Origin of the sequence: Desulfosporosinus metallidurans (genome assembly GCF_001936615.1) — a bacterium.
Classification (GTDB): domain Bacteria; phylum Bacillota; class Desulfitobacteriia; order Desulfitobacteriales; family Desulfitobacteriaceae; genus Desulfosporosinus; species Desulfosporosinus metallidurans.
Map to the genome: position 1 here is coordinate 1 of NZ_MLBF01000054.1, position 20,995 is coordinate 20,995.

A 20,995-nucleotide genomic window follows, 5' to 3' on the forward strand; every position below is an offset into this window, starting at 1 on the left:
AAGAGACTACCTCACTAAGAGGTAGTCTCTTTGCTTGTTTACGGCAGATTGATGTGTTTTTCCTGTTCATGTTTTCTAGCATCATATTCAAAGCGAAATTTCTGGGTACAATAGGAACAATGCACGAACTTTCCATCAGGTCCCAAGACTGGCATAATAAGCCAACACCTCCTTGTTCACGAGTATAGCCCATTTTTTGCCTTTTATACAATTCTTTAAAACTGTGTGCGATCTTTCTTACATTCATCATACAGTAGATATGAGGTGAGAAAGATGTGGCAAAGATGGCTTAGGAATTTAAGTGTAGAATGGCGTTGGATAAAACTTGATATAATACATCGTTGGCATTTGGATACTCCTGCTGGTGTTATGGGAATACTAACCGTGATTTCAGGTCTATTATTTCTTGTTATAATTGGTAACGGGATTGCACATATCTTTCGCTCGTTTGTTCCCTGGGTATCGGGCTCGCGTGTGAATGATGTTTACTGGCAATCAGTTGGTTTTGGCTTAAAAACAAGCTTTGTGCTCTTGAGTTTCAGTGGATCGCTTATTTTATTCTTCTTGTTTAAGTTTTCCGACCGGCGATGATTTTTATCGCGTTATAGTTCTAAGTTATGGTAAATAAAAATACTAGTAAAATGTGGACAATCTGTCACAATTAATCTAGCGATCGTTCTTGCATAGGCGTAGTTGCTATGTTAAAATTTATGGGTTAGAAGGGGGTTGAATTGTGGATTTTTTATCTGGAATTACGGTTACGCAACTATTTAATCTGATTATGATTCCCGTCCAAGTTGTTATCATCTTTTTAACCCTATATTATTTCTTCCTTTCGATGTTTGGTCTCTACCGCAAAAGAGAGACAAAGATACTTAAGCCGGAGAAGAGTTTTGCTATAGTCGTTGCTGCACATAATGAAGAAACTGTTATTGGACCATTACTAGAGAATCTTCTCCAACTTGATTATCCGAAGAAACTCTATGACGTCTTTGTCGTTGCCGATAACTGCACTGATAAGACAGCTTTGATTGCAAGAAATGCCGGAGCAATTGTTCACCGACGGTTTAATACTGAAAAGCGCGGCAAGGGGTATGCACTAGAGTGGATGTTTTACCGTCTCTTTAAAATGGAGCGTCAATATGATGCTATCGCTATTTTCGATGCAGATAACCTCGTGAAGGAAAACTTCCTTTTTGAAATGAATAGCAAGCTTTGCCACGGACATAAAATCGTTCAGTGTTACTTAGATTCCAAGAATCCGTTTGATACTTGGGTAACAAATACGTTTTCTATTGCATTTTGGGTAACAAATCGTTTGCTGCAACTTGCCAGGTATAATACGGGTCGTCTCTCGAATGTTTTAGGTGGAACAGGCATGTGTATTGCCACCGACGTATTAAAAGAGTTTGGTTGGGGTGCTACTTCCCTTACTGAAGATCTCGAGTTCAGCATGAAGGCATTGTCCCATGGTATTAAAACGACTTGGGCTCATGACGCAGTAGTTTATGATGAAAAACCACTGACCTTTATTCAGTCTTGGTATCAACGAAAGCGGTGGGCTCAGGGTCAGGTTGATGTTGCCGGACGATATTTCTTTCCCCTAATTATTAAAGGATTGAGAGAGCGTAAGATAATGTACTTTGATGCCGCTATCCACCTTTTTCAACCAGCACTTGTTATGGTCGCAACTTTTTTCATGCTGACAAATTTTATATCTGCATTACAAGTCAATTATACACATATATTCACACTGATGATGCCTTGGACTGGATGGCAGATTTTATCCGCAATCCAATACCTCTACCCGGTTGCTGCGTTAGCACTTGACCGTTTACCTTGGCGTGCTTATGTTGGGCTCATATTGTATCCTCTGTTCATTTACAGTTGGATTCCAATTGTCTTTTTGGGCTTCATAAATCGCAAGGACAAACAGTGGTCACACACTAAACACACGCGATCGATTAGTATTGAAGATGTGGTTAAGCAAAAAAAGGTATCAACAAATTAAGGATGGGATATCCTCCTTCCTAGTCTGTGGATATAAATTTCTTTGACACAACAGGCAAAAATACCTGTTTATTTCGAGGCGCGTTGTTATAATAGCTCATGGATTTTTAATTGAGATTATACTTTCTGATTGGTAAGAAAAAATGCTTTGACATGGAGCACATTTTTGTGTATACTGATAATCGTCAGTTCTCGGGTGATTAGCTCAGCTGGTAGAGCGCCTGCCTTACAAGCAGGATGTCGGCGGTTCGAACCCCGTCATCGCCCACCAAACTGTGGCCCCGTAGTGTAGTGGTTAACATGCCTGCCTGTCACGCAGGAGATCGTCGGTTCAAGTCCGATCGGGGTCGCCATTTTATTTGCCTCGGTAGCTCAGTCGGTAGAGCAGAGGACTGAAAATCCTCGTGTCGGCGGTTCGATTCCGTCCTGAGGCACCATGCGGGTGTAACTCAGTGGTAGAGTGTCACCTTGCCAAGGTGAAAGTCGCGAGTTCGAATCTCGTCACCCGCTCCACTATCTATTCCTTTGGCGGCATAGCCAAGTGGTAAGGCAGAGGTCTGCAAAACCTTTATCCCCAGTTCAAATCTGGGTGCCGCCTCCAAACAATTCATGCCGATGTGGCGGAACTGGCAGACGCACGGGACTTAAAATCCCGCGGGTTTAACAACTCGTACCGGTTCGATTCCGGTCATCGGCACCATATGGGTTTGTAGCTCAGCTGGTTAGAGTACCGCGTTGACATCGCGGGGGTCGGAGGTTCGAGTCCTCTCAAACCCACCATATGAAATTAAAGGTATGTCTTTACAATACCTGTCTGTCAACAAAAGGCTGCTGTTACCCATTGATTTAGGTCAATGGGTAATTTTATTTTCAGTAACTTCGTTTGCGGTTAGTCATAGGATAGAGGAAACTTGCTTTGGGTGGAGTTCTACTCAATCCTAAGTCTAGTTGAACTTATCCAGGGGCGGTTAACCATCGTGATATAGTTTAGAATACCCGTAGAAATACAGAAATGATATAGTGGCAGGAATGTCTCCTGATTATCGTTATGAGAGGTGGTGGTTTTTTTGCATTCACTTTGGCAAGGCAAGGCACCCATTTATGAAGCACTGCTAAAATACAAATCCATGCGGGTGGTACCGTTTGACGTACCAGGACATAAGCAAGGCAGAGGAAACCCCGAACTAACAGAATTTTTGGGTGAGAAATGCCTTTCAGTTGATGTTAATTCCATGAAGCCGCTCGATAATCTGGTCCATCCCGTCTCCGTAATCAAGGAGGCCGAGGAGCTGGCCGCAGATGCTTTCGGTGCACAACACGCGTTTTTCATGGTCAACGGTACAACGGCAGCCGTTCAGGCGATGATTATGAGCGTGTGCAAACAGGGAGACAAAATTATCATGCCACGCAATGTCCACAGAAGTGCCATTAACGCCCTAATTATCAGTGGAGCAATTCCTGTATATGTTAATCCCGGCGTTAATAAACAGTTGGGGATACCCTTAGGCATGTCTGTCGCTGAGGTAAAGAAAGCCATCGAGGAAAATCCAGATGCCAAAGCAATTTTCGTTAATAATCCTACGTACTATGGTATTTGTTCCGATTTAAAGACCATCACGGAGCTTGCCCATCGCCATAATATGTATGTCCTTGCGGATGAGGCGCATGGAACGCACTTCTACTTCGGTGTCAACATGCCTGTCAGTGCGATGGCAGCAGGAGCCGATATGTCGGCAGTAAGCATGCATAAAACAGGCGGATCGCTAACCCAAAGTTCGTTTTTGCTGAAAAATGGCCGTCTTAGCACAGGTCATGTGCGGCAAACGATTAACCTGACCCAGACCACCAGCGGCTCCTATCTGCTCTTGTCTTCTCTGGATATTTCTAGACGCAACCTTGCTTTGGACGGCAAGAGCATTTTCAAAAAAGTCTCTTCTCTTGCCCATTATGCGCGGGAAGAAATCAACAAAATCGGCGGATACTACGCTTTTTCCACAGAACTTATTAATGGAGATTCGGTGTTTGATTTTGACCACACTAAGCTTTCTGTCTATACTAGAGAAATAGGGCTGGCAGGAATTGAGGTTTATGACATTCTCCGTGATGATTACGGAATTCAGATCGAGTTGGGGGATATAGGCAACATTCTGGCCATCATCTCCGTTGGGGATCGCGAACTGGCCTTGGAACGCCTTGTGTCTTCTTTGTCTGAAATAAAAAGACTATATATGAAGGATAAAGCGGGAATGCTTGATCATGAGTACATTAATCCTGATGTGGTGATGACGCCTCAGCGAGCCTTCTATTCCGATCAGCACTCTGTCGCCATCACAGACAGCACGGGGTATGTATGCGGAGAATTTGTTATGTCTTACCCACCCGGTATTCCTATTTTGGCCCCGGGAGAACGGATAACTGAGGAAATCATTGATTATATCACCTATTCCAAGGCCAAAGGCTGTTTTCTAACAGGCACAGAGGATTTGTCTGTTCAAAACATTAAAATAGTGGAGGAATCGTAACATGGAATTATGGTATACAGAACAACACACAGATAACGTTCGTTTTTCTATCAAGGTGGATAAGCCTCTCTATACAGGTCAGAGCGAATTCCAAAGAATTGACGTTTTTAACTCCAAGGAATTCGGTACTTTTTTTACTCTGGACGGTTTGATGATGGTCACTGAAAAGGACGAATTTATCTACCATGATATGATTGTCCACGTGCCTATGGCAACCAACCCCAAGATTAAGAATGTCCTGGTGATTGGCGCAGGGGACGGGGGAACAGTAAGAGAGTTGACACGCTACAGCACCATTGAACACATTGACATGGTGGAAATTGATAAAATGGTTGTGGATGTGTGCCGAGAATATTTGCCCCAGACCGCCTGCAAGCTGGATGACCCAAGAGTAAAACTGTATTTTGAGGACGGACTGAAGTATGTTCGCTCCAGGGAAAATGCCTATGATTTGATCATTGTTGATTCCACCGACCCCTTCGGACCGGGGGAGGGGTTGTTTACAAGGGAGTTTTACGGTAATTGCTTTAAGGCGCTGAAGGAAGATGGCATCCTCGTCAATCAGCACGAAAGTCCCTATTATGAGGAGTATGCTAAGTCCATGCGTAGAGCCCATAAGCGTATTCGGGAATTTTTTCCGGTTTGTAGGGTTTATCAGGCTCACATTCCAACCTATCCGTCGGGTCACTGGCTGTTTGGTTTTGCCTCTAAAACGTACGATCCCCTGACCGACATAGACGAGCAAGCTTGGAACAGTCTGGGACTGAAAACAAAGTATTACAACACTGAAATTCATAAAGGGTGTTTTGCCCTACCCAGCTACGTACAAGAGCTTTTAGTAAGTGCAGAGGACTAAATGCTCAATCATAAAATTTGCAATAAACATTTGATTCGAGCCCTATCAAACCCACCATATGAAACGTAAAAAAGCTTCCCTTAGGGGAGGCTTTTTTACGTTTCCCCATGCATGTGTGTTGTAAGAATGAAATAGTGCGTTTTTGGAAATATTAAGGAGTGTTCGAGGCATTTTTAAAATTAAAATGCTTTTGAGTTTGGCCCAACTGAAATATGGCTTTAGTCGGGTCATATACTCTAGTATGGAGGGGTGCCAGTGGAACATTCCGTGCAATTAGGAACGCAAAATTACCGGGAGAGTATTTGTGAATGCCTGCGCGAATTGCGTGACCAAGAACAACTTCCTTTGCAAATCATCGAAGAACGGCAGGGAAAACACTGGCTTATTCAGTGTAAATTCGAAGACCCTTCGTTAGAGGAGTCAAACGATGAGGGCATGGTTCAGAAAATTCATCGCTACTATTTGGCAAACGCGCTGGCAGAGACAATTTTGCTTCATTGGGAGAAAGAACATGTACGTAAGGTCATAAAAAAGAAGCATCAATTCGTTGAAGATAATGGGCAAATGATCATTAGCAATGCTTTGAATTATTTAAATAAAGGGTTGGGACAAGTTCGGGGGTATCGTGTTAACCGTAAGACAAAGCTGGTTTCTCAGATTTTGAAATGCCTTGACCACAGTCCTGTTTTCGAGATTGAAGGGTTCTTAGATTTTCGTGCTCAGGAGTATAAAAACGAAGTCAATAAAGCTGTGGAGTTTGCGATTAATGAGTATGTTGTGGAAAAGGAGTACATTGAGTTTATCCAACTCTTGAAGCACTTTGTGGATAGTCAGGCTCCTCGCTTAGATTGTTTGCACGTTGGAGTGACATCTCGAGGCAAGTTCCTTCTTTATAACGATAACGAAATTGAAGTAACCCATCAGTTCCTCGAAGACTATCAACTCGACAACGTTCATGAGTTAGGTTATGAAGACTTACTGGTAAGCGCGTTAATTGCCGTTGCACCTCGCCTAGTTACGTTACATATTCGTTATGAGGGATACAAAGATACGTTGCAAACCATACGAAATGTGTTTGGGGATCGAGTGTGCGATTGTCAAGGGTGTTCCTTGTGTGAAAGATTTTGACAACCATGAGAGTTCCTTGTTATACTAGAGAAGTAAATCGTTGAAAGGGAGAGTACCCTGATCTATCGTGCTAGAGATGGAATGCCGAGGCTGAAAGCATTTCTCACGAACGTCTTGGAGAAAACCACCCTTGAGTGTTGGGCTGAAATATGAGTAAGCTCTGCCGTTGCCCGCGTTAAGGGAGATCGAGGGGAAGGTCCTTTGTATTAAGACCTTTCAATTGGGTGGAACCACGGGAGTGAACTCTCGTCCCTAGTAGGGACGGGAGTTTTGTATTTTTAAAAAATGCTAAGGAGTGATTTTAATGATTCAGGTCACCTTAAAAGACGGTTCAATTCGCGAGGTGGAGCAAGGAACAACAATAGCGGAACTGGCAACTGCTATCTCACGAGGATTGGCGAAGGTAGCCGTAGCCGGTAAAGTTAATGATAAGATGAAAGATCTTAGCTATAAGCTTACGGAAAATGCAGCGGTTGAGATTGTAACGAGCGATAGTGAGGAAGGATTAGATGTCTTACGACACTCTACCTCACACTTGATGGCGCAAGCCGTGGAAAATCTCTTTCCAGGGACGAAACTTGGTATTGGACCGACTATTGCTAAAGGATTTTACTATGACTTTGATTCCGAACATGTTTTTACCCCAGAGGACCTGGCTCTTATCGAGAAGGAAATGAGCCGACTGGCAAAGGAAAAGTATTCATACGAGCGCAGAGAAGTTTCTCGTGCTGAGGCCCTTTCCTACTTTGGAGAGCGAGGGGAAGGATATAAGGTTGAGCTCATTGAGGGTCTCCCAGAGGATGTTCCCATTTCCATGTATACTCAAGGAAACTTCACCGACCTTTGTGCAGGACCACATCTACCTTCAACGGCGAGTATTAAGGCCTTTAAGCTCATGAGCTTGGCGGGTGCATACTGGAGGGGGAACGAGAAGAATAAGATGCTGCAGCGTATCTACGGGACTGCCTTTGCTAAACCATCAGAACTCGAAGATCACCTGTTTAAGTTGGAAGAAGCTAAACGGCGGGATCATCGTAAGCTCGGCTTGGAGTTGGATCTTTTTAGCTTGCACGAAGAAGGCCCTGGTTTCCCCTTCTTCCATCCTAAAGGCATGATCTTGCGTAATGCGCTAGAGGATTTCTGGCGGCAGGAACACCGCAGACGAGGCTATCAAGAGATTAAGACTCCGATTATTCTCAATCGCTCTTTGTGGGAACAGTCGGGGCACTGGGATCATTACAAAGAAAACATGTATTTCACTGAAATTGATGACCAGGATTATGCTGTTAAACCCATGAACTGTCCGGGCGGCATGATTATGTATAAGACTAAACTACGCAGCTACCGGGATCTGCCACTTCGAGTAGGTGAACTGGGACTGGTACACCGTCATGAACTTTCCGGTGCCCTCCACGGTTTGTTACGAGTACGAAACTTTACACAGGATGATGCCCACATTTTCATGCTCCCATCTCAAATCAAGGAAGAACTTATTGGAGTCATTGAGTTGGTGGACTCTTTCTATAAAGTGTTTGGTTTTGAGTATAACGTGGAATTGTCGACCCGTCCTGAAGGGTCCATGGGTTCGGATGAGGATTGGGAAACGGCTACCAAGGCACTCCAAGAGGCATTAGAGGATAAAGGTATTGATTACAAGATTAATCCGGGGGATGGAGCATTCTATGGACCTAAGATTGATTTTCATGTGAAGGATTGTCTTGATCGAACATGGCAGTGTGGAACGATCCAACTGGATTTCCAAATGCCTGAGAAGTTTGACTTGACCTATATTGGGGAAGACGGTCAAAAACATCGACCTGTGATGGTTCACCGGGTCGTATATGGAAGTATCGAACGGTTTATCGCCCTCCTGACAGAACACTATGCTGGGGCATTTCCTGCTTGGCTAGCACCTGTTCAAGTTCGTATTCTGCCAATTAGCGAGCGGCATCATGAGTATGCCAAAGCGTTGGTCTCTCGTCTAAACGATCTCGATATAAGGGTAGAAACAGATGAGCGGAAAGAAAAGATTAGCTATAAGATTAGAGAAGCTCAAACTGAAAAGATCCCCTTTACGTTAGTTGTCGGGGATCAGGAAGCTGAATCGAATATGGTGGCAGTCCGAAGGTACGGTCAAGGGAATGCTGGGGATAAAATGACCGTTGAGGAGTTTATTGCCCTTATCCAAGAAGAGATTAAGAGTAAGAAAGTCCTGAAAGTTAGTTCCGAAAAGGCCTAACATTATTGACCCCAATGTAGGGTATTGACATGAGAGAGTTTTTGATGTAAGATATTCGTTGTCAAGTAGAAGCCATCCGCTTCTCACCTTACGGCCTTCGTCGCTAAGGTATCTTCTGGTCCTGAGCTTAGTGTGTGCTCTTGATTGTTTAGAAGACGGGTGGTTATTCATCCGTCTTTTTTCTATTACGTTGAAATTTAATGGGGGTGGTTTCTTATTAGCAAGGACTTAAGACTAAATGACGAAATCCGGGTGCGGGATGTTCGTCTCGTCGGTGAAGAGGGAGAACAACTCGGGATCATGACGGCTCGAGATGCCTTGAGCCTCGCTGTCGAGAAGTCTTTAGATCTCGTCGAGATCGCACCGACGGCCAAGCCGCCGGTCTGCAAGCTTATGGATTATGGAAAGTATAAGTACGAGCAAGCCAAACGGGATAAGGAGGCTCGTAAGAAGCAAAAGAACATGGAAATTAAAGAAGTCAAATTGCGTCCGAACATTGAGGATCACGACTTCGAAACCAAAGCCCGCAATGCCCAACGATTTTTGATTGATGGGGATAAGGTTAAGGTGACCATCATGTTCCGCGGACGAGAAGTTACCCACCCTGAGCTGGGAAAGGCACTATGTGTGAGACTTGCGGAATTTTGCAAGGCAGAGTCCACTGTAGAACGCGAACCAAAACTCGAGGGGCGCAATATGATTATGATTTTGGCTACGATCAAACACGACTAATACCGAGAGGGGGATTACTCAAATGCCTAAAATGAAAACTCATCGTGGCGCAGCTAAGCGCTTTAAGAAAACCGGAACTGGCAAAATCATCCGTATGCATGGATACACAAGTCACATGCTGGAGAAGAAATCACCGAAAGCAAAACGGAATTTGCGCACATCGACAGTGATGAACAAATCCGATGTAAAACGGATTAAGAGTTTAATTGCGTATCTATAATACTTGAGCTAAAAGGAGGTCTTCGGGATGTCACGTGTAAAAAAAGGCGTAACTAAGCATCAACGCCATAAGAAAATATTAAAGTTAGCAAAAGGATACCGTGGGGCGAAAAGTAAACTCTACCGCCCGGCGAATGAACAAGTTCTCAAATCGTTAGCTTATTCCTATGCCCACAGAAAAGATAATAAAGGAAATTTCCGCAAGCTCTGGATCGCCAGAATTAACGCTGCCGCTCGGATGAATGGCATGTCCTATAGCCGCATGATGAATGGGTTGAAGAAAGCTGGAGTTTCTGTCAATCGCAAGATCTTGGCGGAACTCGCAATTAGCGACGCTGCAGCGTTTACGCAATTCGTTAATGTTGCTAAGGTTCAAAACAACGGGTAAATGAGGAGGGTGCATGAGCATCCTCTTTTTACTCTTTCCTGGGGGTGGCATAGATGCTTGAGTCCATACATAATGAGCAGGTAAAATATGTGGCGTCTTTACAGCGGCGTAAAGCCCGTGAGGAGTCCCAATTATTTGTGATTGAAGGATGGAGATTTGTCGAGGAGGCGGTGCGCCGAAATGCTCCTATCAAAAAGGTCTTTGTTTGTCCGGAGCGTGAATCGCTAGAGTGGCAACCCCTACTCAAAAGATTAAGTGAGCGAACTATCCCGTTTGAGGAAGTGGATGAACGTGTTCTGCGCAAAATGAGCGCTACAGAAGAGCCGCAAGGAATTTTGGCCGTTGTACGTCAAGTGAATTATGCGTGGTCAGATTTAAGCATTGATCCTCAAACGGTTTTACTGATCCTCGATGGTCTTCAAGATCCCGGGAATCTTGGCACCATTTTACGTACCGCGTTGGCTTCAGGAGTCCGTCATGTTTGTTGGACGCCAGGAACTGTGGATATTTATAATCCGAAAGTGTTGCGAAGTACTATGGGAGCCATTTTTTCCCTGGTCCTTTTGCCTGTCCAGCAGCCAGAAGACATTTTGTCTTTCTGCCGGGAACGGGGATTGAGTGTCTTTATTGGGGATATCCAGGGCAGCTCGGTTTACCATACCATTCTGACAGGGGGGCCACTGGCCCTTGTTGTTGGAAACGAAGGCAAGGGCCCATCTCCGGCATTTCGAGGTACAGATGTCCAGCGGGTTACCATTCCGATGGCTCAAGACGTAGAGTCCCTTAATGTGGCGATCGCTACGGGTATATTGCTCTATGAAATTGTCCGCCAAAGGGATTTCTTGTAATACATAGCCGAGATATGCTATAATTTTCTGTGAACACGCCAATAGTTTAATCAAACTCAATAACAATGCGATGATCGGGTTAAAAGGAGTATTTTCTTTTAAGGGAGGCATGGCCATGGACTGTGAGCCAGCTAAGAAGGTACCCACCTCAGTTGATTGACGGAGAGGTTAAATTTCGCCTGGGAGTGGCCTTCTGATCGTGTAGGTTGGCCCGGTTTTCCACCGTTAATGGGAGCTTGAGTGTGGCTGAATTAGCCAAACTAGGGTGGTACCGCGAGAGTGACTCTCGTCCCTTTCCAGGGGCGGGCGTTTTTTTTATTTTATCAGTTAGAAGTATAAGTTTCGGGTGGCATAAGTTCAACTTAAGTCTTATCCTGTGCCTAGAGGCTTGGCTCTAGCCATGACTCGGACAGGAAATTCAAGGTTAGAATACAAAGGATAGCAAGAACAGGATGGATCGGGAAAGGGTGAGTTAATTTGAAGAATGAAATACAACGCATTGGCGAGGAAACATTACGAACACTGAAAGAGCTGGACAAGCCAGAAGCGCTCCAAGAACTCAAAGTGAAAGTCCTTGGTAAAAAGGGCTCGCTTACGGCCTTGCTGCGTCAAATGGGTAGTCTAAGCCATGAAGAGCGGCCGATCATGGGCCAAGTGGTCAATGAAGTGCGTAGTCGTTTAGAAAAGGCTTGGGAAGAACGTAGTGCGGAGTTAGACTCCATGGCCTTAGAGAAACGGTTGGCTACGGAACGAATTGACATTACTTTACCTGGAATGCGCGTGCAACGTGGACATCTTCACCCCCTGACTCAGGTTGTGGAGGAGATTGAAGATATCTTTTTGGGGATGGGATTTCAAATTGCCGAAGGACCGGAAATTGAGTCAGATTACTATAACTTTGAAGCGCTCAATCTGCCCAAGGAGCACCCGGCTCGCGAAATGCAAGATTCTTTCTATATTACAGAGGAAATTTTGCTGCGTACCCAAACCTCGCCAGTTCAGATTCGAACGATGGAGAAACTTCATCCTCATCTCCCTGTGAAAATTATTGCCCCAGGGAAAGTGTATCGCAACGATGACGACGCGACGCATTCTCCCATGTTTCACCAGGTCGAGGGGCTTGTAGTTGACCGTGGGATCCGCATGTCTGACCTTAAAGGGATTCTTTTGAATTTCTCCCGCCAGATGTTCGGCGAATCCCGTGAAATTCGTTTAAGGCCGAGCTTTTTCCCGTTCACTGAACCCAGCGCCGAAGTGGATGTTTCCTGCATGCTTTGTGGAGGAGCGGGATGCCGTCTTTGTAAAGGGACTGGCTGGATTGAAATATTAGGTTCAGGAATGGTTCACCCAAGGGTCTTGGAAATGGGCGGCTATAATCCGAAGGAAGTGACGGGATTTGCCTTTGGCATGGGGGTGGAGCGTATCGCTATGCTGAAATTTGGGATTGATGATATGAGACTCTTGTTCGATAATGACTTGCGCTTTTTGCAGCAGTTTTAAGGGGGAAAGGTCATGAAAGTCAGTTTGGAGTGGTTGCGCGAACTGGTTGATGTCGATCAGAGTGCAGAAGATTTGGCGGAAACGTTAACCCGTGGCGGGATTGAAGTTGAGGAAGTTGAGAACCTGAATAAAGGGTTCGAAAAAGTGGTAATTGGGGAAATCGTTAGTTTAACAAAGCATCCAGATGCAGACCGCCTGTGGGTTTGTGTTGTGAACGTAGGTCAAGAAGAAGTGACGATTGTTACAGGAGCACAAAACTTGTTGGCTGGTGACCGGATTCCGGTGGCTATGGTAGGGGCAACTCTCCCCAATGAACTTTCCATTCGGAAGTCCAAACTCAGAGGGGTTGTCTCTCTAGGCATGTTGTGTTCGCGTGAAGAACTCCTGCTTGATGGAACGGTAGGATTGGATCGCAGTGAGGGCGGGATCCTTGTCTTGCCACAAGGTGCTCCTATTGGCGAGAACTTTGGTCACTATTTAGGCCGTGAAGACAGTGTCTTAGACTTGGAACTCTACCCGAACCGTCCAGATTGTTTGGCTATGGTGAATGTCGCTCGTGAAGTGGCGAGTCTCACCAAGAAAAGGCCCCATTTACCGAAATGGGCGGAACAGAATCAGGTTCTTTCTCTGCCGACGGCCCAAGATCTTCGGATTATCATTGAAGATGAATCGTTATGTTGGCGATATGCGGGTCTAATAGTTGAAGATGTTCATATTGCTCCCTCTCCAGAGTGGATGCAGCGACGGCTTAAAGCTGCGGGAGTTCGCCCCATCAGCAATATTGTGGATATCACTAATTACTGTATGTTGGAAATGGGACAACCGCTGCATGCCTTTGACCGAGATAAGATACGGGGAGATGTCCACGTTCGAGCTGCCTATTCCGGAGAAAAAATCAGAACCTTAGATGGGGTGGAGCGGAAACTTCAAACAGATACCTTGCTCATCGCGGATGACCATCAGGCTTTGGCAGTAGCTGGCGTAATGGGTGGGTTAGACAGTGAAGTGACGCAGGATACGAGACGGCTCATGATTGAATCTGCTCATTTTTCGGGAGTGAGTGTCCGTCGGACAAGCCGTCGCTTGGGACTCAGGTCCGAGGCCTCCAATCGCTTTGAAAAGGGCGTTGATACACACGGGATCGTGGCCACACTGGGGCGGGTTTGTGAATTGCTTCTAGACTTAGGGGCAGGGCGTCCTGTGGCCCTCGTGGATGAAGTGAAGAAACTTCCTCCTCATCGGCAAGTCAGTCTCTCGGCAGAGCATACGTCAACTGTCCTTGGAATTGAGCTCAAGACTGTGGAGATTCGCCAAGTTCTTGAGGACTTAAACTTTAAGTATGAGGAACAAGCAGGACTTTTCCACGTTGAGATTCCAACCTACCGCTCAGATATTGAAATCGAAGAAGACCTTATGGAAGAAGTTGCCCGCCTGATCGGGTATGAACGAATTCCGACAACTCTACCCCAAGGGGATCAGACGCAAGGTAGAAGAACCCCTGAACAGGAGTTTCGTCGTAGGTTACGAAAGACTTTGGCACAATCCGGGATGGATGAGGTAATGACCTATACATTCACTCGCGCAGCCACAGATGCCCAGTGGGGGAGTGCCAAGCATTCGATTCCCTTACTTAATCCGTTACGAGAGGAACTCAGCGTGATGCGCACATCACTGGTGCCGGGACTCCTCGATGTAGCCTCCCGCAATGTTGCTCGCCGAAACACGGATGTAAGCATTTTTGAGATCGGGAATACGTATTGGGGGGAGGAGCAACCGTTACAGAAGCTACCTCGAGAAGAACTGCGAGTGGCCGGGGTCGCTGTGGGTAAGAGCGGAAGGCATTGGCTAAACCAGTCAACGGATTATAATTTTTATTATCTTAAGGGAATTATGGAAGAAGTGGCTCGAGAATTTGGACTTAAATTAGACTATCGTAGAGCCGAGAATCAAGGCTTATTGCATCCGGGGCGTTCGACAGATATTTACCTTCTCAACCAATGCATTGGATTTCTCGGAGAAATTCATCCCACGCTGGAAAAGGAGTGGGAGCTTGAACGGGTGGTCGTCTTCGAATTAGAGTTAGCTCCATTATTTGCGCGGATGAGACAAACCGTTCGTGCCCATTCCATCCCTCGTTTTCCTGCCATACAAAGGGATCTGGCGGTCGTCGTGGCCATGGAAACTTCGGCTGACGCGGTTATGGCTAAGATGCGAAAACTGGGCGGGGAATTACTGCAACAAGTCGAGATATTTGATGTCTATACGGGAAAACCTATACCCGATGATCGTAAAAGCTTGGCGTTCTCGTTACGCTACCAGTCCTTAGAACGGACATTGACGGATGAGGAAGTAAATCTACTGAATTCGCGCATTCTGGAGGGAATTCAGCAGGAGTTTGGCGCAGAATGGCGAAAATAGAGGAGTAAAAGAGAGAGCGAGGGAAATTTGTGACACATGAACCAATTAAAATCACCGTTGAGATTTTTGGAGAAAAGCATGTGGTCCGCGGTGAAGGGACAGCACCGTATATTCAAGGGTTGGCGCATGAAGTCGATAAGAAGATGCGTTTGATCGCTCAACGGTTACCTCGCTTGGGGGTTCACCAAATTTCTATTTTGACTGCCCTGAATTTAGCGGATGAACTTGCGAAGTTGCGAGAAGAACAAGAAACTTTAATGCAACTCCTCGGAGAGAAGACAGAGTAACTGGGATTACAGAAGGGGAAAGGCACCTGAAATGATCAGGTGCCTTTTTATTCATATCAGGAAGTATAAGGTTTGGTGGTAATGAAAATATTCTTAAAGGCTAGGCTAAAATCATGCGGTCCGTATTCATATGAGATCCACTGGCTTTCTCAAACATTTCGAGTAAGCGGCTAATCGTCATATTACTTCGTTCTATCCCTTTAATGTCGAGAATCACACGGCCCTCGTGCATCATGATCGTTCGATTCCCAAAGGCAAGAGCGTGGTCAAGATTGTGGGTGATCATCAGGGTTGTGAGTTGCTGCTGTTCTGTCACGTCACAAGTCAATTCCAAGACCTTGGCAGCTGTCTTGGGGTCGAGGGCAGCTGTGTGTTCGTCAAGAAGCAAAAGTTTGGGTTTTTGTAACGTTGCCATAAGAAGGGTCAAGGCTTGACGCTGCCCTCCGGATAAAAGGCTGACGCGATGGGTTAACCGATTTTCCAAGCCCAAGCCGAGTTTTTCTAGTTTATCACGAAAGAACTCTCGTTCTTGTGGGCCGATGGCTCGGCGTAAGCGCCTGGTCTTTCCCCTGCGAAAGGCCATAATTAGATTTTCTTCGATCGTCATCGAGCCAGCAGTACCGGATAAGGGGTCCTGAAACACTCGACTAATTAAGTCTGCCCGTTTATGTGCCGGAAGGCGTGTGATCTCTTTGCCATCAATGAAGATTTCTCCAGAATCCACTAGGAAGTTGCCTGCGACGGCGTTTAAAAGCGTGGATTTGCCAGCTCCGTTGCTTCCGATCACTGTGACGAAATCATTCGGCACAAGTTCCAAGAGTACCCGATCTAATGCCTTTTTCTCGTTAATGGTTCCTCGGTTAAAGACCTTCACCAGATTACGAACGGTTAGCATATTATGCACCCTCTCCCTTCACACCGGCAGCCCAAGAAGCGATCTTTTTCCTGAAGCTGGGCGAAACCAAAGCGGTAATGACAATTATAGAGGTCACTAATTTCAAATCGGTCGGTGCCAAACCCAACTGTAAGACGAGTGCAATGATCACGCGATAAATGATGCCTCCGCAGATTACAGCAATAATGGTGCGACCAATCGAAGAGGTTCCAACCAACACTTCTCCAATAATGACGGAAGCCAATCCAGCGATAATCATCCCAATCCCCATACTGGCATCGGCAAATTGTTGATTCTGAGCTACGTAGCTCCCGGCAAGGGCAACCAACCCATTGGATATACTGAGACCAAGGATTTTCATGAGATCCGTGTTCACACCAAGACTTCGGATCATCAGTTCATTATCCCCTGTGGACCGTAAGGCAAGCCCCAATTCGGTTTGCAGGAAAACGTAAATGACGGCCCCGAGGAATACTACAGATATTAAACTGAGCACGAAGACACCATATTCTTCCATAAACGTAAGCTGGGCAAAATCAGTAAAGATCGTTCGTGACCCGAGGAGTGAGATATTGGCCCTCCCCATGACCCGTAGATTAATGGAATAGAGCGCCGTCATAGTTAAAATCCCTGAGAGTAAAGGAGTAATTTTAAACTTAGTGTGAAGTATTCCCGTAAATAACCCGGCGAGGTTCCCGACAATAAACGCCATTCCGGTGGCAAGCCATGGATTAGCCCCTCCGACAATCATCGACGTTGCGGTGGCTGCGCCAAGCGTAAAGCTACCGTCTACAGACAAGTCCGCGTAATCGAGAATTCGAAACGTCAGGTAGACCCCCAAAACCATGATGGCATACATTAAACCCTGTTCTGTTGTACCGAGCGCTATTTGAGAGAACATCTTAACACCCCAATTACATACATTTGCTTCAACTAAACAGTCAATAAACTACTAACTAAATTACTAATTTCACAATACATAGGATGACGTTCAATAATTCTACTTCGCAAAAGTCGCTTTCTTCAGGACATCATCCGGTACTGTTAAACCCAGTAAAGTAATGGTTGCTTTATTGAGTACAGTGTCGAATTCTTTCTGGCTTTCAATAGGCATATCTTGTGGTTTCTCACCTTTGAAGACCCTAAGAGCCATCTCGCCGGTTTGTTTTCCCAGCTTCTTATAGTTAATTCCGATTGTGGCCAAGGCCCCTTTGTCAACGACGCTGCTCTCGCCAGAAATGATGGGAATCTTGTTCTTATTGGCGACTTGAACAACGGATTGCGCTGCGGAAACAACCATGTTATCTGTGGGTACGTAGATGGTATCAACTTTTCCTACCAGAGATTGGCTAGCTTGTAAAACATCCGCACTCGTGGTGACGGTCGCTTCTACAATAGTTAAGCCAAGGTCGGCTGCAACTTTCTTCGCCATGGCTACTTGTACTTGGGAATTGACTTCCCCAGCATTATAGATGACTCCGACTTTTTTAACGGAAGGAACTAATTGTTTCATCAGTGCAAATTGTTCTTTTAAGGGGTTCATGTCGGTGGTTCCTGTAACATTTTTCCCGGGTTTATCCATGCTATTCACGAGTTTTGCTTCTACTGGATCCGTGACGGCCGTGATTAAAATAGGGATATCTTTGCTGGCACTAGCCATTGCTTGAGCGGAAGGAGTGGCTATGGCTAAGACAAGATCAAGTTTGGCCGATGAGAATTTTTGGGCAATCGATTGTAGTACGGACTGATCCCCTTGAGCATTTTGATAGTCAACCGTGAGGTTTTTACCTTCTTCATAACCGTTTTCTTTAAGTGTTTCCAGAAATCCTTGTCGGGCAGCATCTAAAGCTGGATGCTCAACGATTTGAACGATTCCAATCTTAATGGCCTTTTTCTCCCCAGTTGCTGTTGAAGTCGCCCCGGTCGCCCCTGATTTTGTTGCCCCACAACCAACTAAACTCAGTAACAATAATAGACTAAGACCAAACGCTAGTAACTTTTTCACCGTCATACCTCCCTCATAATTTCGGGCATAAAAAATACACCTCCGCAGGAAGTGCTTCATTGCCCATCTCCTACTGTACTACCATACTACCAACTTTTAATTAATTTCATATTAAAGTATATACTAAAGGGTGTCAATGAAAATTTTTTGCTCAACATATTTGTAATTGGCATCATCCAGCAGACCCCAAACGGCTCAGGAAGCTTTGCACTGTTAAAGGGAATTTTTGTTTCCTGCAACGACTATTTACAGTGGAAGAGTATTACAAACATTGCAAATTACCAATTGTACAAATTAAAGTTAAACAATTATAATAAAGTTGTTGTCCAGCTCTAAGTGCGGCTGGAAATCAATTATTGACACAATGTAGAAACAGGGGAAGTAATTAAATGGATGAAATAAAAACTAAAGAATCCCGTCCTCTAGAACTTTTAGCTCCTGCGGGAAGTTTTGAGGCGTTTAAAGCGGCGGTGGAAAACGGCGCAGATGCGGTTTACCTCGGTGGGAAAAGCTTTAGCGCTAGGGCAAGCGCAGCCAACTTTGACTTAGAAGAGTTGCAAAAGGCGATTCGATATGCCCATGAACGACAGGCCAAAGTGTATGTGACTGTAAATATTCTGATTGCCGACCAAGAGTTCCAGGAACTGTTGGACTATCTCTATACCTTGCATGAAATCGGTGTCGATGCCGTGATTGTGCAAGATGTTGGGGTGGCGGAGTTAATTCATACGATTCTTCCGGAAATGGAAACCCATGCGAGTACTCAAATGACGGTTAACACAAGTTGGGGTGTTCAGCATTTGGAAGCGTTGGGCTTTTGCCGAGTTGTGTTGGCAAGGGAGACCTCGGCCGATGAAATGAAAACGATTGCGGCAAAGACGCCGTTAGAGATTGAAGTCTTTGTGCACGGCGCACTTTGTATAGGCTATTCAGGGCAATGCCTGATGTCGAGCTTTATCGGGGGGCGGAGCGGTAACCGTGGCACATGTGCCCAGCCCTGCCGAATGACCTATCAGCTCGTGAATGAAGAGAAAGAGAACCTTTTAATTCAGAAAAATACCGGGGAACATTTGTTAAGCCCTCGGGATTTGAATCTAGCGGAAGAACTGGCGGAGTTAAAACGAATCGGGATTCATTCTCTTAAAGTAGAGGGAAGAATGAAGCGACCGGAGTATGTGGCAACCGTGATTCGCCTCTACAAGCAAGCAATAAACCGAATCGAAGATCAGCCGGAAGGGGGCCCCTTGCTTACCTCGGAAGAACATCAGGAATTGTTACAGGTGTTTAACCGAGACTTTACAAGTGGGTATTTCCGGGAAAACCTCGGTGCAGAACTGATGAGCTATAGTCGTCCAAACAACCGGGGGACGCGCCTTGGCCGAGTGGTTCGTTTGGAATCCGGGCGATTATTTATCAAGCTTGAAGCCGCCATACATCCTGGGGACGGAATTGAATTATGGACAGGGCGTGGCCGGGAAGGGGTTACGGTTGGAACCATTTGGAGGGATAAGACAGAGGTTGAAGAGGGGCTACACGGAGAAACCGTGCAGATTGAGTTTTCTGGCATAGCGCACCCGGGAGACCGAGTCTTTAAGACGAATGATGCGGTGTTGATGGAAAAGGCCCGGGAAAGTTTTCAAGAGGGACGAGAGAAACGCAAAAGTTCATTGAATATGAACCTTTCGGGGCATAAGGGAGATAAATTGAGTTTAGAAGTCATGGAGGGTGAGCGGAGGGTCACCGTTTATTCGACGAGCGTGGCTCAAAAGGCTTTGAAAAGGCCGCTGACTAGGGAGTATGCCTTCCGGCAGTTAGGACGCTTGGGGACAACCCCCTTTTGGCTCGACAAGTTAGAATTGGAGATCGACGAAGGTATCATGTTGCCGGTGAGTGATCTTAATGAAATGCGTCGCTTAGCGGTTGAAGAATTACTACAAGTGAAGCCCCGGCAAAGGGTGGATCGGCAATCGTATCGACAGAGAGTAGAACGTTGGAAACATCGTCAAGGGGAAGAACGAGCAAGTTTTCAAAGTATGAAGAGCGTTATCCCCCAGATTTCTGTGGCTGTGAGTAACACGGAAACCCTGCAAGCGGCACTGAAAGGGGGCGCTAGCCGGGTACTCGTTGGTGGGGAACATTGGCGTTCTCAGCGTGGTTTTTCTCTGGAAGAGATTCGCATTAGTTTTGAAAGTTGCAGGAAGCTTGGTATCGACTGCGCCTGGCGGTTACCGCGAATCATAAATCAGGCCCAGAGTGCCAGCCTTTTAGAGGACCTGAAAAGGACGGCGGAGTGGGCGAAAAAACCAAAACTGATGGTTTCGAACCTCGGGGAGTTAGAGCTGATACGCACTGTTGATGAGGATTGGCCGTTTGAAGTGGATTATTCCTTAAATGTCTTTAACGAAGCAAGCCTCGCCTACTTTTTTCGTTTGGGAGCTAAAAGGGTGACCCTTTCTCCCGAACTGCACCATGAGCAGCTCGCCCATTTAGCGAAATGGCCTGGAGTAGAGCTTTTGGCGTTTGGAGATCTGGAGATGATGGTGAGCGAATACTGCCCAGTGGGGGCAACGCTGGGCGGGAAAAAAGGGGAACATTGTGCCAGAACGTGTGTGAAAGAACCGCACTACCTGCGCGATCGTATGCGTTATGATTTTCCGGTAGAGACGGACCAGGAGTGCCGGATGCATCTTTTTAATGTTAAGATCCTTAACCTCTATGAAGAGCTTGCCCAGATCCGACGCATGGGGATTTCAACGGTTCGCTTGCAATTGACTCGGCAAACACCTGGGCAAGTTCGGCAGATTGTTCGTTTGTTTTCTGAGGCTTGGGATACCATAAATTTAGGCAAGAAGGCCTCATGGACGTCAGATGAGGGGATGGCTGAGTTAACATCACTTTTCCCGGAGGGATTCACGAAAGGGCATTTCTTCCGCGGAGTGCTGTAGGTT

The 20,995-nt window shown here is 45.9% G+C and carries 18 protein-coding genes, 7 tRNA genes and 2 other annotated features; of the genes, 21 read left to right on the forward strand and 4 right to left on the reverse strand.

Annotated elements, in window-relative coordinates; translation table 11 throughout:
• Positions 1 to 193 (reverse strand): hypothetical protein (locus DSOL_RS28490; protein ID WP_207649662.1); only part of this gene is annotated, 193 nt, incomplete at its 3' end.
• Positions 194 to 273: 80 nt separating this feature from the next.
• On the opposite strand from DSOL_RS28490, the gene DSOL_RS21180 reads away from it, so the two are divergent.
• The 20 genes from DSOL_RS21180 to DSOL_RS21275 all read left to right on the forward strand — a co-directional run bounded on the left by DSOL_RS21180 (position 274) and on the right by DSOL_RS21275 (position 15,147).
• A complete protein-coding gene (locus DSOL_RS21180) occupies positions 274 to 591 on the forward strand; it encodes an OadG family protein (RefSeq protein WP_075366775.1) in 318 nt (105 codons plus the stop codon).
• 142 nt (positions 592 to 733) lie between these two features.
• Complete coding sequence (locus DSOL_RS21185; protein ID WP_075366776.1) at positions 734 to 2,011, forward strand: glycosyltransferase family 2 protein; 1,278 nt, start codon at positions 734 to 736, stop codon at positions 2,009 to 2,011.
• A 193-nt stretch (positions 2,012 to 2,204) separates the two neighbouring features.
• Positions 2,205 to 2,281: transfer RNA gene (locus tag DSOL_RS21190), tRNA-Val, on the forward strand.
• Positions 2,282 to 2,287: 6 nt separating this feature from the next.
• Positions 2,288 to 2,363 (forward strand) — tRNA-Asp (locus DSOL_RS21195).
• Positions 2,364 to 2,371: 8 nt separating this feature from the next.
• Positions 2,372 to 2,447, forward strand: a tRNA-Phe gene (locus tag DSOL_RS21200).
• A 1-nt stretch (position 2,448) separates the two neighbouring features.
• Positions 2,449 to 2,523 (forward strand) — tRNA-Gly (locus DSOL_RS21205).
• A 14-nt stretch (positions 2,524 to 2,537) separates the two neighbouring features.
• Positions 2,538 to 2,611, forward strand: a tRNA-Cys gene (locus tag DSOL_RS21210).
• Between the two features lie 10 nt (positions 2,612 to 2,621).
• Positions 2,622 to 2,710: transfer RNA gene (locus DSOL_RS21215), tRNA-Leu, on the forward strand.
• Between the two features lie 3 nt (positions 2,711 to 2,713).
• Positions 2,714 to 2,790 (forward strand) — tRNA-Val (locus DSOL_RS21220).
• 287 nt (positions 2,791 to 3,077) lie between these two features.
• Positions 3,078 to 4,532 (forward strand): aminotransferase class I/II-fold pyridoxal phosphate-dependent enzyme, encoded by a 1,455-nt coding sequence (locus DSOL_RS21225; protein ID WP_075366777.1) that lies wholly within the window; start codon positions 3,078 to 3,080, stop codon positions 4,530 to 4,532.
• Between the two features lies 1 nt (position 4,533).
• Positions 4,534 to 5,388 carry a polyamine aminopropyltransferase gene (gene speE / locus DSOL_RS21230; protein ID WP_075366778.1) on the forward strand — a complete coding sequence of 285 codons (855 nt, stop codon included), beginning with the start codon at positions 4,534 to 4,536 and terminating at the stop codon, positions 5,386 to 5,388.
• A 255-nt stretch (positions 5,389 to 5,643) separates the two neighbouring features.
• A complete protein-coding gene (gene ytxC / locus DSOL_RS21235; protein WP_075366779.1) occupies positions 5,644 to 6,516 on the forward strand; it encodes a putative sporulation protein YtxC in 873 nt (290 codons plus the stop codon).
• Between the two features lie 31 nt (positions 6,517 to 6,547).
• Positions 6,548 to 6,773 (forward strand) — a binding site (T-box leader).
• Between the two features lie 47 nt (positions 6,774 to 6,820).
• Positions 6,821 to 8,755, forward strand: a complete 1,935-nt coding sequence (thrS, locus tag DSOL_RS21240; RefSeq protein ID WP_075366780.1) for a threonine--tRNA ligase — start codon at positions 6,821 to 6,823, stop codon at positions 8,753 to 8,755.
• A 57-nt stretch (positions 8,756 to 8,812) separates the two neighbouring features.
• Positions 8,813 to 8,944: a sequence feature (ribosomal protein L20 leader region), on the forward strand.
• 27 nt (positions 8,945 to 8,971) lie between these two features.
• Positions 8,972 to 9,487: a translation initiation factor IF-3 gene (gene infC, locus DSOL_RS21245; protein ID WP_075366781.1), complete on the forward strand. Its 516-nt coding sequence runs from the start codon at positions 8,972 to 8,974 to the stop codon at positions 9,485 to 9,487.
• A gap of 22 nt (positions 9,488 to 9,509) precedes the next feature.
• Positions 9,510 to 9,707: a 50S ribosomal protein L35 gene (gene rpmI, locus DSOL_RS21250; protein WP_075366782.1), complete on the forward strand. Its 198-nt coding sequence runs from the start codon at positions 9,510 to 9,512 to the stop codon at positions 9,705 to 9,707.
• Between the two features lie 27 nt (positions 9,708 to 9,734).
• Positions 9,735 to 10,094: a 50S ribosomal protein L20 gene (gene rplT, locus DSOL_RS21255; protein ID WP_075366783.1), complete on the forward strand. Its 360-nt coding sequence runs from the start codon at positions 9,735 to 9,737 to the stop codon at positions 10,092 to 10,094.
• Between the two features lie 53 nt (positions 10,095 to 10,147).
• On the forward strand, positions 10,148 to 10,942 hold the full coding sequence (locus tag DSOL_RS21260) for a TrmH family RNA methyltransferase (protein WP_075366784.1): 795 nt from the start codon (positions 10,148 to 10,150) through the stop codon (positions 10,940 to 10,942).
• Positions 10,943 to 11,419: 477 nt separating this feature from the next.
• Positions 11,420 to 12,442, forward strand: a complete 1,023-nt coding sequence (pheS, locus tag DSOL_RS21265; RefSeq protein WP_075366785.1) for a phenylalanine--tRNA ligase subunit alpha — start codon at positions 11,420 to 11,422, stop codon at positions 12,440 to 12,442.
• A gap of 12 nt (positions 12,443 to 12,454) precedes the next feature.
• Positions 12,455 to 14,860 (forward strand): phenylalanine--tRNA ligase subunit beta, encoded by a 2,406-nt coding sequence (gene pheT / locus DSOL_RS21270; protein WP_075366786.1) that lies wholly within the window; start codon positions 12,455 to 12,457, stop codon positions 14,858 to 14,860.
• Positions 14,861 to 14,889: 29 nt separating this feature from the next.
• Entirely contained in the window at positions 14,890 to 15,147 is a 258-nt protein-coding gene (locus tag DSOL_RS21275) for a cell division protein ZapA (RefSeq protein ID WP_075366787.1), read from the forward strand.
• 100 nt (positions 15,148 to 15,247) lie between these two features.
• Here the strand turns inward: DSOL_RS21275 and DSOL_RS21280 are convergent, their stop codons facing one another.
• From DSOL_RS21280 to DSOL_RS21290, 3 genes are all read right to left on the reverse strand, one after another.
• Entirely contained in the window at positions 15,248 to 16,042 is a 795-nt protein-coding gene (locus DSOL_RS21280; RefSeq protein ID WP_075366788.1) for an ABC transporter ATP-binding protein, read from the reverse strand.
• A gap of 1 nt (position 16,043) precedes the next feature.
• On the reverse strand, positions 16,044 to 16,943 hold the full coding sequence (locus tag DSOL_RS21285) for an ABC transporter permease (protein ID WP_075366789.1): 900 nt from the start codon (positions 16,941 to 16,943) through the stop codon (positions 16,044 to 16,046).
• 99 nt (positions 16,944 to 17,042) lie between these two features.
• Complete coding sequence (locus tag DSOL_RS21290) at positions 17,043 to 18,047, reverse strand: ABC transporter substrate-binding protein (protein ID WP_427854440.1); 1,005 nt, start codon at positions 18,045 to 18,047, stop codon at positions 17,043 to 17,045.
• 389 nt (positions 18,048 to 18,436) lie between these two features.
• Here DSOL_RS21290 and DSOL_RS21295 point away from each other — a divergent pair, with 389 nt between their 5' ends.
• On the forward strand, positions 18,437 to 20,992 hold the full coding sequence (locus DSOL_RS21295) for a U32 family peptidase (RefSeq protein ID WP_075366790.1): 2,556 nt from the start codon (positions 18,437 to 18,439) through the stop codon (positions 20,990 to 20,992).
• The last annotated feature ends 3 nt before the right edge of the window (positions 20,993 to 20,995 follow it).